We start from the raw sequence: 16163 nt of genomic DNA on the forward strand, positions 1-16163 counted from the left end.
GGGCCACCGATGACAGCCGCCACGACGACGACATCGACGCAGGGGACGCCCGGGGGCGCCCACATCGAGATCCGCGACCTCACCAAGTCGTTCGGCTCGTTCACCGCCGTCGACAACCTCTCCTTCGAGGTGCAGCCGGGCCGGATCACCGGCTTCCTCGGGCCGAACGGCGCGGGCAAGACGACGACGCTGCGCATGCTGCTCGGCCTCGTCCACCCGACATCCGGCACGGCCCGCATCGACGGCCGCGACTACCGCGACCTCGATCGCCCGCTCTCGGTCGTCGGCTCGGCGCTCGAGGCGACGAACTTCCACCCGGGCCGCAGCGGTCGTGACCACCTCCGCGTCATCGCCGCCGCCGGTGGCCTCCCCGACAGCCGCGTCGACGAGCTGCTCGAGCTGACCGGCATACCGGCTGCCGCGCGCAAGCGCGCGGGTGAGTACTCGATGGGTATGCGGCAGCGGCTCGGCCTCGCGGCCGCCCTCCTCGGCGACCCGCGCGTGCTCATCCTCGACGAGCCCGCGAACGGTCTCGACCCCGAGGGCATCCGGTGGCTGCGCGGCTTCCTGCGCCACCTCGCCGGTGAGGGCAAGACGATCCTCGTCTCGAGCCACCTGCTGCAGGAGGTCGAGCAGACCGTCGACGACGTCGTCATCATCGCCAACGGCCGGCTCGTGCGCTCCGGCACGATGGCCGAGCTGCACGGTGCGCCGACGACGATCGTGCGCACCTCCGACAACGACCGCCTCGTCGGCGCCCTGCGGGTCGCCGACGTCATGGCCGCCCCGGGCGCCGACGGCGAGCTCGTCGTCGAGACCGGCGACAAGCGCCTCGTCGGCGACGTCGCCCTCCAGGCCGGGGTGCCGGTCTGGGAACTGCGCGACCGCCGGACCGACCTCGAGGCGCTGTTCTTCCAGCTCACCGAGGGCACGAACCGCAACCTCGGCGACGGCGCCACCAGCCTGCCCGGCGCCACCCAGCCCGGCGCCACCCAGCCCGGCGCCACGGCCGACGCGCCGACCGAGACCGATGCCATCTCCGGCAGGGAAGGGGCGAACGAGTGATGGGCGCCGCGATCAAGAGCGAGTTCCGCAAGTTCTTCACGACCCGCCTCTGGTGGGGTATGGCCATCGGCATCTTCCTCGCGGCGGCTCTCTTCTCCGCGTTCTTCGCGTACTTCACGACGAGCGCAACCGCCACGGAGGAGGGCGCGCCCACCGGAGACCCGGTCCAGATCGTCAACAGCGTGTACACGGCCGGCCTCGGCGTGGGCTACCTGCTGATGCTCACCGTGGGCATCCTGCAGATCGGCTCGGAGTACCGGCACAAGACGATCACGTCGACGCTGCTGTCCACCCCGAACCGGGTGCGGGCGATGCTCGCGAAGATCGTCGCCCTCCTCGGCATCGGTGCGCTCTACGGGCTCGTCAGCCTGCTCGGCTCGGTGACCGTCGGCGCCATCACCCTCATGGTGCGCGACGTGGACCCCTTCCCATCCATCGAGGTCCTGCGCACGCTCGCCCTGAGCCTGCTCGCCCTCGGTCTGTGGTCGCTCATCGGACTCGGGCTCGGCATCCTCATCCCCAACATGGTCGCCGCGATCCTCGTCGGCGTCGGCGTCGCCTGGATCGTCGAGCCGCTGCTCTCCTTCGGGCTCAGCAACCTCGACTGGGGCGCGAAGATCGTGCCGTACTTCCCGAGCAACGCGACGAACGCGATGGTCAATGGCGTCACGGCGCAGGGCACCGACGTCACCTTCCTGTCCTGGTGGGCGGGCGCCCTGGTCCTGGCCGCGTATGCCGCTGCGCTGAGTGCGTTCGGCACGTGGCGGACGGTGCGCCAGGACGTCTCGTAACAAGCCACCTCGCGCGGTGGTCGCCGGAGGTCAGGGGCCGGCGACGCACACGACGCGAGGTCACGGAGGCGGGCCGGTATGCCGGGTGGTGACCACGCGGCATACCGGCCCGTCTCTCGCATGCGCCTTCGGCGCCGCGAGCGGCGCCATACCGCACGCACGGCGTACGCACGAGGGAGATACGCTTGACGGCACACGTGAACGTCGATGTCGACACGCAGAAAGAGGCGTATCCGCCGTGCCTGACCAGCCCGCTTCGAGCGACCCCCTGACAGCCTTCGGACCCAACGAATGGCTCGTCGACGAGCTCTACGAGCAGTACAAGGTGGACAAGAACTCGGTCGACAAGGCGTGGTGGAGCTTCTTCGAGGACTACGACCCGACGACCGGCCACGCCGGGTCGGGCAACGGCGTGACCCAGGACGGCTCGGACCGCGCGCCGGCGCCACAGCAGAAGGCGGCCCAGCAGGCGCAGTCGGCGAAGCAGCAGGACGCCTCGCCGAAGACCGAGGCGTCGACGCAGGCGACCTCCGCGCAGCAACCGGCCAAGACCGAGGCGCCGAAGACCGAGGCGTCGACGCAGCAGGCCCAGCCCGCACAGCAGTCGGAGACGACGAAGGCCGAGTCCAAGAAGGCCGAGCCCAAGAAGGCCGAGCCCGCGAAGGCGGAGCCGAAGAAGGATGAGCCCAAGGCCGACGTGCCCAAGCCGCGCGACGCCGCCCCGAGCAAGGGCGAGAGTGAGCTGAGCGGCCCGGTGCAGACTCCGATCCGTGGCGCCGGCGCTCGCGTCGTCGCCAACATGGAGACCTCGCTCGAGGTCCCAACCGCGACGAGCGTGCGCGCCGTCCCGGCGAAGCTGCTCGTCGACAACCGCATCGTCATCAACAACCACCTCGCCCGCTCGCGCGGTGGCAAGGTGAGCTTCACCCACATCATCGGCTTCGCGATCGTGCGCGCCCTCGGCCTCATGCCCGCGATGAACGCCGGGTTCGCCACCGACGAGAAGGGCAAGCCCGCCCTCGTCACGCCCTCCCACGTGAACTTCGGCCTCGCCATCGACCTCGAGAAGTCCGACGGCACCCGCCAGCTCCTCGTCCCGTCCATCAAGGCGGCGGAGACGATGGACTTCGCGCGGTTCTGGACGGCCTACGAGGACATGGTCAAGAAGGCCCGCGGCGGCAAGCTCACCGTCGAGGACTTCCAGGGCACGACGATCTCGCTGACCAACCCCGGCACCATCGGCACCGTCCACTCGGTGCCGCGGCTCATGGCCGGCCAGGGCGCGATCATCGGCGTCGGCGCCATGGACTACCCCGCCGAGTGGCAGGGCGCGAGCGAGGAGACCCTCAACCGCAACGCCGTCTCCAAGATCCTCACCCTCACGAGCACCTACGACCACCGCATCATCCAGGGTGCCCAGTCCGGTGAGTTCCTGCGCATCGTCCACCAGCTGCTCCTCGGCGAGGACGGCTTCTACGACGACATCTTCGAAAGCCTGCGCATCCCCTACGAGCCGGTGCGCTGGGTCCAGGACATCTCCGCCTCCCACGACGACGACATCAACAAGGTCGCGCGGGTCCAGGAGCTCATCCACGCCTACCGCGTCCGCGGCCACCTCATGGCCGACACCGACCCGCTCGAGTACAAGCAGCGTCGCCACCCCGACCTCGACGTCACGAGCCACGGCCTGACGCTGTGGGACCTCGACCGGCACTTCGCCACCGGCGGCTTCGGCGGCCAGCCGTTCCTCAAGCTCCGCAAGATCCTCGGCATCCTGCGGGACAGCTACTGCCGCACCATCGGTGTCGAGTACATGCACATCCAGGACCCCGAGCAGCGCAAGTGGATCCAGGACAAGATCGAGGTCGGCTACGCCAAGACGACGCGCGAGGAGCAGCTGCGGATCCTGCGCCGGCTCAACGCCGCCGAGGCCTTCGAGACATTCCTCCAGACGAAGTTCGTCGGGCAGAAGCGCTTCTCACTCGAGGGTGGCGAGTCGGTCATCGCCCTTCTCGACCGGGTCCTCTCGCGTGCCGCGGAGGACGACCTCGACGAGGTCTGCATCGGTATGCCGCACCGCGGTCGCCTCAACGTGCTGGCGAACATCGCCGGCAAGTCGTACGGCCAGATCTTCCGCGAGTTCGAGGGCAAGCAGGACCCGCGTTCGGTCCAGGGCTCCGGTGACGTGAAGTACCACCTCGGCACCGAGGGCGAGTTCACCGCCGAGAACGGCGCGAAGACCAAGGTCTACCTCGCCGCGAACCCGTCGCACCTCGAGGCGGTCAACCCCGTCCTCGAGGGCATCGTGCGGGCCAAGCAGGACCGCCTCAACCTCGCCGGCGAGGACTTCACCGTCCTGCCCGTCCTCCTCCACGGTGACGCAGCGTTCGCGGGCCAGGGCGTCGTCGCCGAGACCCTCAACCTCTCGCAGCTGCGCGGCTACCGCACCGGCGGCACCGTGCACGTCGTCATCAACAACCAGGTCGGCTTCACCACCTCGCCGAGCTCATCCCGTTCTTCGACCTACTCGACCGACGTCGCCCGGATGATCCAGGCGCCGATCTTCCACGTCAACGGCGACGACCCGGAGGCGTGCGTGCGCGTCGCCGAGCTGGCCTACGAGTTCCGCAAGGAGTTCGCCAAGGACGTCGTCATCGACATGGTCTGCTACCGCCGTCGCGGCCACAACGAGGGCGACGACCCGTCGATGACGCAGCCGCTCATGTACAACCTCATCGAGGCCAAGCGCAGCGTCCGCAAGCTCTACACCGAGTCCCTCATCGGGCGCGGCGACATCACCGTCGAGGACGCCGAGGCCGCCCTGCGCGACTACCAGCAGCAGCTCGAGCGGGTGTTCGTCGAGACCAAGGAGGCGCTCAAGGCCAACGAGCGTGACGCCGCGAAGGCCGCCGACGACAGCTACACCGGCACCGACGTCGAGGGCCACACGGGCCTCGAGCCGCCGACCGCGCAGACGTCCGACCAGACCGACCGGTCGGCCACCGAGACGGCCATCACGCCCGAGGAGCTCAAGGCGATCGGCGAGGTCTTCGCCAACCCGCCGCAGGGCTTCACCGTCCACCCCAAGCTCCAGCAGATGCTCGACAAGCGCGTCGCGTCGGTGAGCCAGGGCGGCATCGACTGGGCCACCGGCGAGCTCCTCGCCTTCGGCTCCCTGCTCAAGGAGGGCACCCCGGTGCGCCTCGCCGGGCAGGACAGCCGCCGCGGCACCTTCGTGCAGCGCCACGCCGTCCTCATCGACAAGGAGACGGCGCTCGAGTGGACGCCACTGCTCTACCTCGGCGAGGGCCAGGCCCGGTTCTGGGTCTACGACTCACTGCTGTCGGAGTTCGCGGCGATGGGCTTCGAGTACGGCTACTCCGTCGAGCGTCCTGACGCGCTCGTGCTGTGGGAGGCGCAGTTCGGCGACTTCTTCAACGGCGCGCAGACGATCATCGACGAGTTCATCTCCAGCTCGGAGCAGAAGTGGGGCCAGCGCAGCTCGGTCGTGCTGCTCCTCCCCCACGGCTACGAGGGCCAGGGCCCGGACCACTCCTCCTCGCGCATCGAGCGGTTCCTCCAGATGTGCGCCGAGGACAACATGACGGTCGCCTACCCGTCGACGCCGGCGTCGTACTTCCACCTCCTGCGTCGACAGGCGTACGCCCGTCCGCGCCGCCCGCTCATCGTCTTCACGCCGAAGTCGATGCTGCGCCTCAAGGCTGCGTCGAGCATGCCGGAGGACTTCACCACGGGCACCTTCCGACCGGTCCTCCCCGACCGTCCGGACTCGACCGAGGGCACGGTCGACCGCGTCCTCATCGCGGCCGGCAAGGCGGTCTACGAGCTCGAGGCCGAGCGTCAGAAGCGCGGCGACAAGAACACCGCGATCCTGCGCCTCGAGCAGTACTACCCGCTGCCGGGAGCCGAGCTCGCGGCCGAGCTGGCGAAGTACCCCGACGCCGAGGTCGTCGTCGTCCAGGACGAGCCGATGAACCAGGGCGCGTGGCCGTTCCTCGCGCTCAACCTGCCGGCTGCCCTCGCCGAGAACGGCGAGACGCGGCCGCTGCGGGTCATCGCCCGACCGGCGTCGGCATCTCCTGCCACCGGCTCGACGAAGAAGCACCAGGCCGAGCAGGCCGAGCTCGTCAAGGCGGCGTTCGACCGCTGACGGCACCTCGAACGGGCCCGGACGCAATACGCGTCCGGGCCCGTTCGCGTCGGTCGTCAGAAGACGCTGTAGCCGCCGTCGATCGTCACGACCGACCCGGTCATGAAGCTCGACGCGTCGGAGGCGAGGAACACGACGGCCGGTGCGATCTCCTCGGGCATCGCGAAGCGCTGCATCGGCGCATCGTCGATCCAGCGCGCCCGGAACGCCGGGTCGTCGACGGGCGCCATCTCGGTCTTGACGTAGCCGGGCGCGACGGCGTTGACGCGGATCCCGAGGGGTGCCCACTCCGCGGCGAGCGACTTCGTGAGGTGGTGCACGGCCGCCTTCGAGGCGTTGTATGCCGGTTGCCACTGCGGGCGGTTGACGATGCCTCCCGACATGGAGCCGATGTTGACGATCGTGCCGCTGCCCGCCTCGGCGAAGTGGGTGCCGGCAGCGCGGCTCATCTTCCAGAGCCCGCCGACGTTGACGTCCATGACGGCGTCCCAGTCCTCGTCGGTGACCTCGAGGGCCGGGGCGTGGATGCACGCGCCGGCATTGTTGACGAGGATGTCGAAGCGGCCGGTGCGCCCGAGTGCGACCTCGACGGCGGCGACGCACGACTGCGCGTCGGTGACGTCGAGCCGGGTCCCGACGACGGTGCGTCCGGTCTCCTCCGCGATCTGCCGCGCCACCTCCTCACTGGCCTCGCCGTCCCGAGCCCCGATGACGACGTCGGCGCCGGCCTCCGCGAGTCCCCGCGCGAGGGCGAGGCCGATGCCCTTGTAGCCGCCGGTGACGAGGGCGGTGCGACCGGAGAGGGAGAAGGTGTCGAGGATGCTCATGGCCGTCAGGCTAGACCTCCACGACCGCCCGGGCGCCGCGTCGGTCCGCTGGGGGGCCTCACCTGCGCGTTAGGCTCGCGAGGTGTACTTCACCGACCGCGGGATCGAGGAGCTCGAGGCGCGCCGTGGTGACGAAGAGGTCACCTTGGCCTGGGTCGCCGAGCAGCTGCGGACCTTCGTCGACCTCAACCCCGACTTCGAGACACCCGTCGAGCGGCTCGCCACCTGGCTGGCCCGGCTCGACGACGAGGATGACTGACCGATGACTGACCTTCCCCAGACAGCGCACACCGAGGCCGGCCCCGGCGACGACGGCGCGGCCGACATCGAGTTCCGTCCGAGCGCCGAGTTCAGCGTCCCCACCGAGGGCCCCCGCGACGTGGCGGTCGTCTTCATGGGCGCGTCGATGGTTGCCGGCGTCGGGGACCCCAAGGGTCAGGGCTGGGTGACCCGGGTCGTGGGCCGCACGCAGCACCCGGATCTCGAGCTCACGGCATACAACCTCGGCGTCCGCGGCCAGACGAGCGGTGACGTGCTCACCCGTTGGCACACCGAATGCCCGCCGCGCTGGAAGGACCGGGGCGAGCGCCGTCTCGTCGTGTCCGTCGGCGCCAACGACATCGCCGCGGGGGTCACCCTCGCGCGCCACCGCCTCAACCTCGCGAACATTCTCGACGACGCCGCGAGCACGGGGGTCTCGACGTTCGTCGTGAGCCCTCCCCCGACGAGCGACCAGGCGTTCAACGACAAGCTCGCCGTCCTCGTCGACGCCCAGGCGGACGTGTGCTCGCGCCGCGGTGTCCCGTTCGTCGACTGCTTCCGGCCGCTGCTCGGACACGACCAGTGGCGTTCCGAGCTCGCCGCGAGTCGCGACGGCCACCACCCCGGTCAGGCCGGCTACGGCCTCATCGCCTGGCTCGTCCTGCACAACGGCTGGAACGAGTGGCTCCAGATCTGAAGGAGCTCACGGCGTCCCGGCTCATGCGGTCGTGAAGACGACCTTGCCGGTGACGTTGCCGTCAGCCATCTTGGCGAAGCCGTCGCGGGCGTCCGCCAGCGGCATGACCGAGTCGATGAGCGGCTCGATCCCCTGTCCGGCAACGTAGTTCGCGAGACGCTCCAGCTCCTCGCGACTGCCCATGGTCGACCCGACGACCCGCAGCTGCTTGAAGAAAATCTTCGTCAGCTCGGCCTTCTCGGGCGCGTCGCCCGACGTCGCGCCGGAGATGACGATGGTGCCGCCGGGACGCAGCGAGTTCACCGAGTGTGACCACGTCGCCGCACCGACCGTCTCCATGACGGCGTCGACCCGGTCGGGCAGCCGCTCCCCCGAGCCGAAGGCCCGGTCGGCGCCGAGGGCGACGGCCTGCTCACCCTTGGCCTCGTCGCGGCTCGTGACCCACATGCGGATCCCGGCCGCGCTGCCGAGCTGGACGAGCGCGGTCGCCACGCCGCCGGCCGCCCCCTGCACGAGAACGGTCCCGCCCGGCTTCACCCCCGAGTTGGAGAAAAGCATCCGGTATGCCGTGAGCCAAGCCGTGGGGAGGCATGCCGCCTGCTCCCAGGACAGGGACTGGGGCTTGGGCACGAGGTTGGCCCTGGGCACCGCCACCTTGGTGGCGAGGGTGCCGTCGTGGAGCTCGGAGAGCAGCGTGCGCCGCGGGTCGAGGGTTTCCTCGCCGGTCCAGCCGTCGGAGGGGATGACGGCGTGCACGAGGACCTCGTTGCCGTCGGGGTCGACGCCGGCCCCGTCACACCCCAGGACCATCGGCAGCCGGTCCGCCGGCAGGCCGACCCCGCGGAGCGACCAGACGTCGTGGTGGTTCAGGGCTGACGCCTTGAGGTCAACGACCACCCAGCCGTCGCGCGCCTCGGGGTCGGGACGCTCCCCGACCTCGAGCCCGGACAACGGGTCGTCGGCGGACTGGGACACGGCATACGCGGCGAGCATGTTTCGACCCTATCGAGACGTCAGGCGACCGGTGAGACGATGTGGCGATGACCATTGCCGAGCAGCTCGCCGACGGGCCTGTCGTCCTGGACGGCGGCCTCTCCACCGCGCTCGAGGCTCGTGGCCACGACCTCTCCGGACTGCTCTGGTCGGCCCGGCTGCTGCGTGAGGCGCCCGGCGAGCTCGTCGCCGCGCACCGCAGCTTCGTCGACGCCGGGGCACAGGTGGTCATCACCGCGTCCTACCAGGCGAGCCACGCGGGCTACCGGGCCGCCGGGCTCACCGACGAGCAGTGCGACGCCGACCTCGATGCCTCGGTGCTGCTGGCCCGGGAGGCGGCTGGCGACCGCGCTCTCGTCGCGGCGTCAGTCGGGCCGTATGGCGCCCATCTCGCCGACGGCTCGGAGTACACCGGCTACCCCGACGTGAACCGGGCACGCCTGCGGGACTTCCACGCCCGCCGGCTCGAGCGCCTCGTTGCCGCTGAGCCCGACGTCGTCGCCGTCGAGACCCTCCCGGAGGTCCTCGAGGCCGAGGTCGTCGTCGCCCTCCTCGAGGAGCTGGCGCCCGAGCTGGCCTACTGGGTCTCGTTCTCGGCCACCGAGGGCGCCCGCGTCACCGGTGGCGCGTCGTTCGCCGAGGCGGCCACCGTCGCCGGACCGGGCGCCGTCGCAGTGGGCGTGAACTGCACGGCGCCACAGCACGTCGACGCCCTGCTCGAGTCGGCGACGGCGAGCGTGCCCTTCGTCGTCTACCCGAACGCGGGCGCGACCTACGACGCCAGCACCAAGACGTGGACCGCAGACGGCACCACGACCTTCCCGGCGCAGACGGTGCAGGGCTGGCGCGACCGCGGTGCGTTGCTCATAGGCGGATGCTGCGGCATCGACGTCGACGGCGTCCGCAGCATCGCGGACGCCGTCGACGGCTGAGCGGCAGCTGACGCGGCCTCAGCCGGCTGACCCGGCCTCAGCCGCGGGCCAGACGAGCCACGGCAGCGGCGACCGTGTCGGCGACTCCGGGAGCGAAGACGCTCGGCACGATCTCGTCCGCCGTCGGCTCGGGCACCATGGCAGCGATGGCCTCGGCAGCCGCCAGCTTCATCGCCTCGGTGATCTGCGCAGCGCCCGAGTCGAGGGCACCGCGGAAGATGCCCGGGAAGGCCAGCACGTTGTTGATCTGGTTCGGGAAGTCCGACCGGCCCGTCGCGACGACGGCCGCGTGCCGGTGTGCCACGTCCGGGTGCACCTCCGGGTCCGGGTTGGCGAGCGCGAAGATGATCGAGCTCGGCGCCATCCGGGCGACGTCCTCCTCCGGGACCGTCCCGCCCGACACACCGACATAGACGTCCGCGTCCTCGAGCGCCGTGGCGAGGGTGCCACTGAGGCCCCGCGGGTTGGTCGAGGCGGCGATGCGGTGCTTGTGACCCGTGAGGTCGGCCCGGGTCGGCGAGATGATGCCGCGCGAGTCGCACACGACGATGTCGCGCACACCCGCCCGCTGCAGCAGCGCCGTCACGGCGACCCCGGCGGCACCGGCGCCCGCCACGACGACGCGAAGGTCGGCCAGCTCGCGCCCCACGACCTTGGCGGCGTTGATGAGCCCAGCGAGGACGACGATGGCGGTGCCGTGCTGGTCGTCGTGGAAGACCGGGATGTCGAGCCGCTCCTTGAGCCTGGCCTCGATCTCGAAGCACCGGGGCGCCGAGATGTCCTCGAGGTTGATGCCGCCCCACGACGGCGCGAGCCGCGCGATCGTCTCGACGAGCTCGTCGACCGTGCCGGTCTCGAGGCACACGGGCACGGCGTCGATGTCGCCGAAGTGCTTGAAGAGGATGGCCTTGCCCTCCATCACGGGCATGGCCGCGAGCGGTCCGATGTCACCGAGGCCGAGAACGGCCGTCCCATCGCTGACGACGGCCACGGTGTTGCCCCGGGCGGTGTAGCGGCTCGCGAGCTCCGGCTCGACCGCGATGGCCCGACAGACGTCGGCGACCCCGGGTGTGTAGAGAAGCGAGAGGTCCTCACGACCCCTGAGCGGCTGCGTCGCGTGTACCCCGAGCTTGCCGCCCTCGTGGGCCCGGAACACCGGACCGTCGAAGTCGACGTTCGCGCGCACGGCCTCCGGCCGCTGCTGCGGGGACACGGACATGACAGGGACTCCCAACGTGGTGGTGGCCGCCCGCACCGGAAACGATGGGGCGCAGGCCGGACCGAGGTGCCGGTCGGCAAGGGGCGGGAGGTGTGCCGCGCGCCCATCCTCGCACGAGGGTCACGGCCACGTCAGCGCCTCGCCGCGTGCGCAATGCCACAATCGCCCCGTGCTGCCGCTACCCCATGCCTCCTTCCGCTGGGGCCGCTCGCTGCCGAGGCCGTGGCTGGTGCGCGTGCGCGGACGCTCGATGGAGCCGACCCTGCACGAGGGTGACGTGCTCCTCGCACTCCGCGGGGCCGGCATACGACCGCGGGACGTCGTCGTCGTGCGACTGCCACCCGACCCCGCCGGCCTCCCTCGACCGGTGGCCGTCAAGCGGATCGCCGGCCGCGATCCCGACGCCCCCGAGCGCTGGTGGGTCGACTCGGACAACCCCCGCGAGGGAGTCACGTCGTTCGATGTCGGCTCACTCGAGCAGTCCGCCGTTGAGGCCCGAGTCATCGCCCGGATCTGGCCGCGCCCCGGGCTGCTGGGTCGACGCGAGCGCCCCTGACCAAGAGCGCCGCTGCAGGGTAGGTTGGACGACGGCAGACACCCCATCAAGGAAGGGACGTTCATGCGCCTCCCCGCTCTGTTCCGCATCACCGACGTCAGCGCTCACTGCGACCTGCCGTGCGGCGTCTACGACCCCGCCCAGGCCCGCATCGAGGCCGAGTCGATCAAGGCGATCATCGCCAAGGTCGCCGACAACGACGACCCGGACTTCCGCACCCGCGCCATCCTCATCAAGGAGCAGCGCTCCCAGCTCGTCAAGGAGCACCTCTGGGTCCTGTGGACGGACTACTTCAAGCCGCCGCACTTCGAGAAGTACCCCGAGCTGCACACCCTCATCAACGAGGCGACGAAGCTTGCGGGCGCCTCCGGCACCAAGGGTGAGTTCGACGCCGCCAAGGCCGACGAGCTCCTCGCGAAGATCGACGAGATCGACAAGATCTTCAAGGAGACCAAGAAGGCCTGACCCGCCTCACGCCGAGGGCCCCGGACGTATGCCGTCCGGGGCCTTTCGCGTTCCTCCTCGCCGGGCGCTACGGCTGAGCGGGGATCGACCGGATGAGGGCGTCGACGACCTCGGGGTCGTACTCGTAGCCGAGTCCGAGGTTGATGCGCTCGAGCGCCGCGGCCACGGCGTCGGGGTCGGTGCTGCCGTGCGAGAAGTCGTCGAAGGCGTTGGCCACCTTGATGATCCGGCTCGGGACGGGAATCTCCTCGCCCCACTCGCGCACGTGCCGGAACGGCATGGTCTGCCGCTCCATGAGGTCGGCGACCCGGTCGAGCACCTCGGTCCGCCGAACGATCGTCGCCCCCTCAGAGGCGATGCGCCGCTGGTCGTCGGGGGCGGCGAGGACCGTCGCTCCTTCGGGGATCGGCGAGCGCAGTCCGACCTGCCCGAGGTCATGCAGCAGCGCCGCGTACTCGAGGTCCTCGACCTCTGCCGAGGGCAGGTCCATGGCCCGGCCGATGCCGACGGAGAGCGATGCCACCCGTGCCGCGTGCCCTGTCGGGGTGTACCCCGCGACCTCCGTGAGACGCGACAACGTCGCGATGGTCTGGCGGTAGGTCTCGCGGTTGGTGACGAACCGACGCACGGCGATGTGTGTGAGCACGACGGGTAGCAGCCCGAGAGGCAGGCCAGCCAAACCCACGATGGGCGCGAGCAGGGCGACCAGCGGTCCAGCCGCCAGCAGCCCCAGGGTGAGGCTCTGGGCCTCGCCGAGTTCCTCGGCGAGAGCGCGACGCATCGGCATCGAGCGTCGCTGCGCCCGGACGAGACCGGTGAGGACGAGGTCGACGTACAGTCCGGCAGCCGCGACTCCGAGCATGATGACCGCGATGAGCCAGCGCGGCTTGTCCGGGTTGAGCTGCCAAGCCCACGGGCCGCCGTCGGCGAGCGGCAGGTTGCGCATGAGGGCCGCGGTGATGCCGACGCCGATCGTACGGACAGCGCCCGCTGTCCAGTCGACAGGTCGGCCGAACAGCCGACAGAGCCCGAGACCCACGCCGGACGCGGCGGCGACGATGATGAGGACGACGCCCGCAGGCACGTCGAAAGGCGCCTCCCCCTCGACCGGGCCGAGCACGGCGAGGCCGATGGCCGAGGATGTGGCCACCGGGGTCATGACCCTGCCGGACGGCATCTGCACCCGGAAGACGTCCCCGATGGCGATGGCCGCGACGAACGCCGCGATGACGAGCCAGTGCTCGGTCAGCGCTTCCTCCAGGCTGCCCAAGGCGGTGAGGAACGCGCCAAGGATGCTTGCGATGGCAAGGCCGAGGATGAGCGGCTCGACGCGACGTCCTGGAGTCATCGGGCACCGACCGATGTGGTTGGGTCACGGACCGCCGCCTCGAGGACGGAGAGAATTCGCTCGTCGCGAAAGCGACCAGTCACTCGCAGCGAGGCGAGCGCCTGCGTTGACGGCACAGCAGTCTCGCCATGGGTCAACAGGTCGTAGGCGTCGGCCGCGAGGACGATCTCGGCCCCCAGGGAGCGAGGCGTCGTCGCAGAATCCCCGAGGGCGACCTCCTGCATGACCAAAGTGGCCCCGGAGAGGAAGGGCAGCTCACGCAACATCTCGGCCTCACGCCGTGCCGCACTTGTCGCTCCGTCCGCATCGTCGTAGCCCGGCGCCACCACCACACGGCCCAGATCATGAAGGAGTCCCGCCGTACGCACGTCCGCGACCTGTTGCGGTCCGAGACCAAGGGCTTGGGCCATTCGGGCGCCCAACTCCGACACGCGCCCACCGTGACCCGTCAGGCTGGGGGCGCGAGTCTCTATGGCCGACACGAGAGCGCCCAGTGCACGCTCCCGCGCGTTGCGTTCCTCGCCGTACTGAACAAGCGCCCATCGGGCACCTGCGAGTGGGGCCAAACCGACGAGGAGAGCCACTGGGCCGAGTCGTCCCGGCTGCCACATCAGGACGACGAGAATCGCAATCACGCCGTAGGCGAACTGCGCGATCCCGCTGCTCGTCAGCATGTCCACCACCTGGAGACGCAGGGGGACTCCCGCAGTGATCCTGATGACGCCTGCCACGAGAACGGCGTTGACCAGGAGATAGACGGCATCGGCAACGAGCATGGGAAGTGCAACGCTGAACAACGCCGCGCGCGCCCCGCGAAGCTCCGAGAGGTCGAATGACCCACCGACCAGGTCGTAGGCGAGGCCAGCCACCATGCAGGTCGTCGCCAGCACGGCCACGTTGAACACCCGGCGTCGGGGGTCACTGCGCCGCCGCATTCCGCCCATGAAGGCACCGACCAGCCCGGCACCCAGCGGGTTCGCCAACGTGATGGCCGTGAGGCCCACGACGTGCCCTGCGGAGAACGCACTTCGGCCATCGCTCGTGGTCGCCGGAAGCCGCCACGTGAGCGCACCGAGCAACGAGAGCAGCACGACGGCGACCATGTCCTCAGGCCATCCGTAGATCAGCCAACAGAGGACCAGCAGCCCACAGGCGAGGACCGTCGTGAGCCCGATGTACCCGGGCGCACCGAGTCGTAGAAGACGAGGGGACGTCGCTGACTGCATCAACACCGTCCGGACATGATCACCACGTCCAGTCGTCGGCCTTGAACACGATCTGCTGCGAGGACGGGGCGGCCTGGGCGGAGCCGGCGCCGATGACGGAGACGGCGGCGAGCGTGACGGCAGCGGCGATGAGACGGAGGGCGCGCATGGAGGAACCTTTCGGAAGAGCCCGGCAGGGGGAGCCGGGCGGGGGTGGCTGCATCATCCCACGAGCGAACCTGTGCAACAATGAGTCGGACGAACTTGGGTTCGCCGCCGATGGATCGTGTACCGACGGCCGGCCGCAGGACCCGCGTCCGACCCCGACGACGAGGAGATCTGTCATGAGCAAGCGCGCCCGCAAGCGTCGCTCGCGCAAGGGCAACAAGGCCAACCACGGCCGCAAGCCCAACGCCTGAGCGTCAGCACGGCATACGCCGCAACGACGAAGGGGCGGTCACCCACCACGGGTGACCGCCCCTTCGTCATGTCCGGCCTGCGACGCAGACCGAACGCGACCTCAGCGGTCGAGTTCGAAGCGCACCATCGTGATCCGCTGCACGATCTGCAGCCGCAGCGCGTCGGGGCACGCCGCCGGGTCACCCTCGCTGGAGCGCCGGACCGCAGCCTTCACGGCACGGTCGAGGTCGTGCTCCTCGAGACAGGGTCCGCACGCCTCGAGGTGCTGGGCCACGCGGGCCACGTCGCCGGGAGCCATCTCGCCGTCGAGGTACTCGTAGATCCGGTGCAGGACCTCCGAGCACTCGGCGTGCGAGTGGGCGTGCGAGGCGCCGTCGCCCGGCGTGCTGTTCTGGCTGTCGTTCACGACGAGGCCTCCTTGCCGAAGCCGCGCTCGGCGGCATACTCGGTCAACATCTCGCGGAGCTGACGGCGCCCGCGGTGGAGCCGGGACATCACGGTGCCGATCGGCGTGCCCATGATCTCGGCGATCTCCTTGTAGGCGAACCCCTCCACGTCGGCGAGGTAGACCGCCATCCGGAAGTCCTCGGGCAGCTCCTGGAGCGCCCGCTTGATCTCGGTGTCCGGCAGGCGGTCGAGCGCCTGGGCCTCGGCCGACTTCAGCCCCGTGCTCGTGTGCGACTCGGCGCGGGCCAGCTGGTAGTCCTCGACCTCGGCGGCGTCGGACTGCTGGGGCTCGCGCTGCTTCTTGCGGTAGCTGTTGATGTAGGTGTTGGTGAGGATGCGGTACATCCACGCCTTGAGGTTCGTCCCCGGCTTGAACTGGTGGAACGCCGCGAACGCCTTCGCGTAGGTCTCCTGCAGCAGGTCCTCGGCGTCCGCGGGGTTGCGGGTCGTGCGCATCGCGGCGGCGTAGAGCTGGTCGAGCAGCGGCAGCGCCTCGGCCTCGAAGCGGGCCTGCCGCTCCTCCGGAGTCTCGCTCGCGACGTCGACCGTGGGCTCATCGCTCGTGGCGGGCGTGGTCTGTGGTGTCGTCATCGCACTCCAGCCTAGCCCGGTCTGCTCGGGGGACGTCGTGTGCAGCACCAACACCGAAGCACCTCTCCTCAGGACGTGTGCACCTCGGCCGCGGGCCGCGGCGGGTGCGTGGACGGCCGGTCCAACGCCCTTCGGGAGCACCCGCATTCCCCTGCGGAGGGCGCGTGTAGTTTTG

At 70.3% G+C, this 16163-nt stretch carries 17 protein-coding genes; 9 read left to right on the top strand and 8 right to left on the bottom strand.

What is annotated here, in order from left to right; translation table 11 throughout:
- Nucleotides 1-9: 9 nt before the first annotated feature.
- The 3 genes from BCF74_RS03160 to BCF74_RS03170 all read left to right on the top strand — a co-directional run bounded on the left by BCF74_RS03160 (nt 10) and on the right by BCF74_RS03170 (nt 6027).
- Nucleotides 10-1065 (top strand): ABC transporter ATP-binding protein, encoded by a 1056-nt coding sequence (locus BCF74_RS03160; RefSeq protein WP_106296501.1) that lies wholly within the window; start codon nt 10-12, stop codon nt 1063-1065.
- Nucleotides 1065-1856, top strand: a complete 792-nt coding sequence (locus tag BCF74_RS03165) for an ABC transporter permease (protein WP_106296502.1) — start codon at nt 1065-1067, stop codon at nt 1854-1856. Before BCF74_RS03160 ends, BCF74_RS03165 begins: the two co-directional genes overlap by 1 nt.
- Before the next feature lie 238 nt (nt 1857-2094).
- Entirely contained in the window at nt 2095-6027 is a 3933-nt protein-coding gene (locus tag BCF74_RS03170) for a multifunctional oxoglutarate decarboxylase/oxoglutarate dehydrogenase thiamine pyrophosphate-binding subunit/dihydrolipoyllysine-residue succinyltransferase subunit (RefSeq protein ID WP_106296503.1), read from the top strand.
- 56 nt (nt 6028-6083) lie between these two features.
- Here the strand turns inward: BCF74_RS03170 and BCF74_RS03175 are convergent, their stop codons facing one another.
- A complete protein-coding gene (locus BCF74_RS03175; protein ID WP_106296504.1) occupies nt 6084-6854 on the bottom strand; it encodes an SDR family NAD(P)-dependent oxidoreductase in 771 nt (256 codons plus the stop codon).
- A gap of 82 nt (nt 6855-6936) precedes the next feature.
- Between BCF74_RS03175 and BCF74_RS17245 the strand changes: the two genes are divergently transcribed.
- Both BCF74_RS17245 and BCF74_RS03180 read left to right on the top strand, forming a co-directional pair.
- Nucleotides 6937-7113: a DUF6104 family protein gene (locus tag BCF74_RS17245; RefSeq protein ID WP_170070116.1), complete on the top strand. Its 177-nt coding sequence runs from the start codon at nt 6937-6939 to the stop codon at nt 7111-7113.
- 3 nt (nt 7114-7116) lie between these two features.
- Nucleotides 7117-7812, top strand: a complete 696-nt coding sequence (locus BCF74_RS03180; protein WP_106296505.1) for a GDSL-type esterase/lipase family protein — start codon at nt 7117-7119, stop codon at nt 7810-7812.
- A 21-nt stretch (nt 7813-7833) separates the two neighbouring features.
- On the opposite strand, the gene BCF74_RS03185 is transcribed toward BCF74_RS03180, so the two are convergent.
- Nucleotides 7834-8805: a zinc-binding dehydrogenase gene (locus BCF74_RS03185; RefSeq protein WP_106296506.1), complete on the bottom strand. Its 972-nt coding sequence runs from the start codon at nt 8803-8805 to the stop codon at nt 7834-7836.
- A 47-nt stretch (nt 8806-8852) separates the two neighbouring features.
- On the opposite strand from BCF74_RS03185, the gene mmuM reads away from it, so the two are divergent.
- Nucleotides 8853-9737 carry a homocysteine S-methyltransferase gene (gene mmuM / locus BCF74_RS03190; protein WP_106296507.1) on the top strand — a complete coding sequence of 295 codons (885 nt, stop codon included), beginning with the start codon at nt 8853-8855 and terminating at the stop codon, nt 9735-9737.
- 37 nt (nt 9738-9774) lie between these two features.
- Here the strand turns inward: mmuM and BCF74_RS03195 are convergent, their stop codons facing one another.
- Complete coding sequence (locus tag BCF74_RS03195; protein WP_106296508.1) at nt 9775-10956, bottom strand: NAD(P)-dependent malic enzyme; 1182 nt, start codon at nt 10954-10956, stop codon at nt 9775-9777.
- Nucleotides 10957-11125: 169 nt separating this feature from the next.
- Here BCF74_RS03195 and BCF74_RS03200 point away from each other — a divergent pair, with 169 nt between their 5' ends.
- The gene (locus tag BCF74_RS03200) at nt 11126-11512 is read left to right on the top strand and encodes a S24/S26 family peptidase (RefSeq protein ID WP_218279189.1); all 387 of its coding nucleotides are present in this window, start codon (nt 11126-11128) and stop codon (nt 11510-11512) included.
- A gap of 63 nt (nt 11513-11575) precedes the next feature.
- Nucleotides 11576-11977, top strand: coding sequence for a superoxide dismutase, Ni (sodN, locus tag BCF74_RS03205; protein WP_106296510.1), 402 nt, complete (start codon nt 11576-11578; stop codon nt 11975-11977).
- A gap of 67 nt (nt 11978-12044) precedes the next feature.
- Here the strand turns inward: sodN and BCF74_RS03210 are convergent, their stop codons facing one another.
- The 3 genes from BCF74_RS03210 to BCF74_RS17860 form a co-directional block, all read right to left on the bottom strand.
- A complete protein-coding gene (locus BCF74_RS03210) occupies nt 12045-13325 on the bottom strand; it encodes an HD-GYP domain-containing protein (protein WP_106296511.1) in 1281 nt (426 codons plus the stop codon).
- The gene (locus BCF74_RS03215) at nt 13322-14428 is read right to left on the bottom strand and encodes an HD domain-containing protein (RefSeq protein WP_146132863.1); all 1107 of its coding nucleotides are present in this window, start codon (nt 14426-14428) and stop codon (nt 13322-13324) included. Before BCF74_RS03215 ends, BCF74_RS03210 begins: the two co-directional genes overlap by 4 nt.
- 142 nt (nt 14429-14570) lie before the next feature.
- Nucleotides 14571-14699: a hypothetical protein gene (locus BCF74_RS17860; RefSeq protein WP_281257167.1), complete on the bottom strand. Its 129-nt coding sequence runs from the start codon at nt 14697-14699 to the stop codon at nt 14571-14573.
- 175 nt (nt 14700-14874) lie between these two features.
- On the opposite strand from BCF74_RS17860, the gene BCF74_RS17945 reads away from it, so the two are divergent.
- Nucleotides 14875-14949 (top strand): 50S ribosomal protein bL37, encoded by a 75-nt coding sequence (locus BCF74_RS17945; protein ID WP_009775747.1) that lies wholly within the window; start codon nt 14875-14877, stop codon nt 14947-14949.
- 101 nt (nt 14950-15050) lie between these two features.
- Here the strand turns inward: BCF74_RS17945 and rsrA are convergent, their stop codons facing one another.
- On the bottom strand, nt 15051-15356 hold the full coding sequence (gene rsrA / locus BCF74_RS03225) for a mycothiol system anti-sigma-R factor (protein ID WP_106296514.1): 306 nt from the start codon (nt 15354-15356) through the stop codon (nt 15051-15053).
- Nucleotides 15353-15988 (bottom strand): sigma-70 family RNA polymerase sigma factor, encoded by a 636-nt coding sequence (locus tag BCF74_RS03230; protein ID WP_106296515.1) that lies wholly within the window; start codon nt 15986-15988, stop codon nt 15353-15355. The genes rsrA and BCF74_RS03230 overlap by 4 nt, the downstream gene beginning before the upstream one ends.
- Nucleotides 15989-16163: the final 175 nt, after the last annotated feature.

It is taken from the genome of Knoellia remsis, assembly GCF_003002895.1.
In the GTDB taxonomy this organism is placed as follows: domain Bacteria; phylum Actinomycetota; class Actinomycetes; order Actinomycetales; family Dermatophilaceae; genus Knoellia; species Knoellia remsis.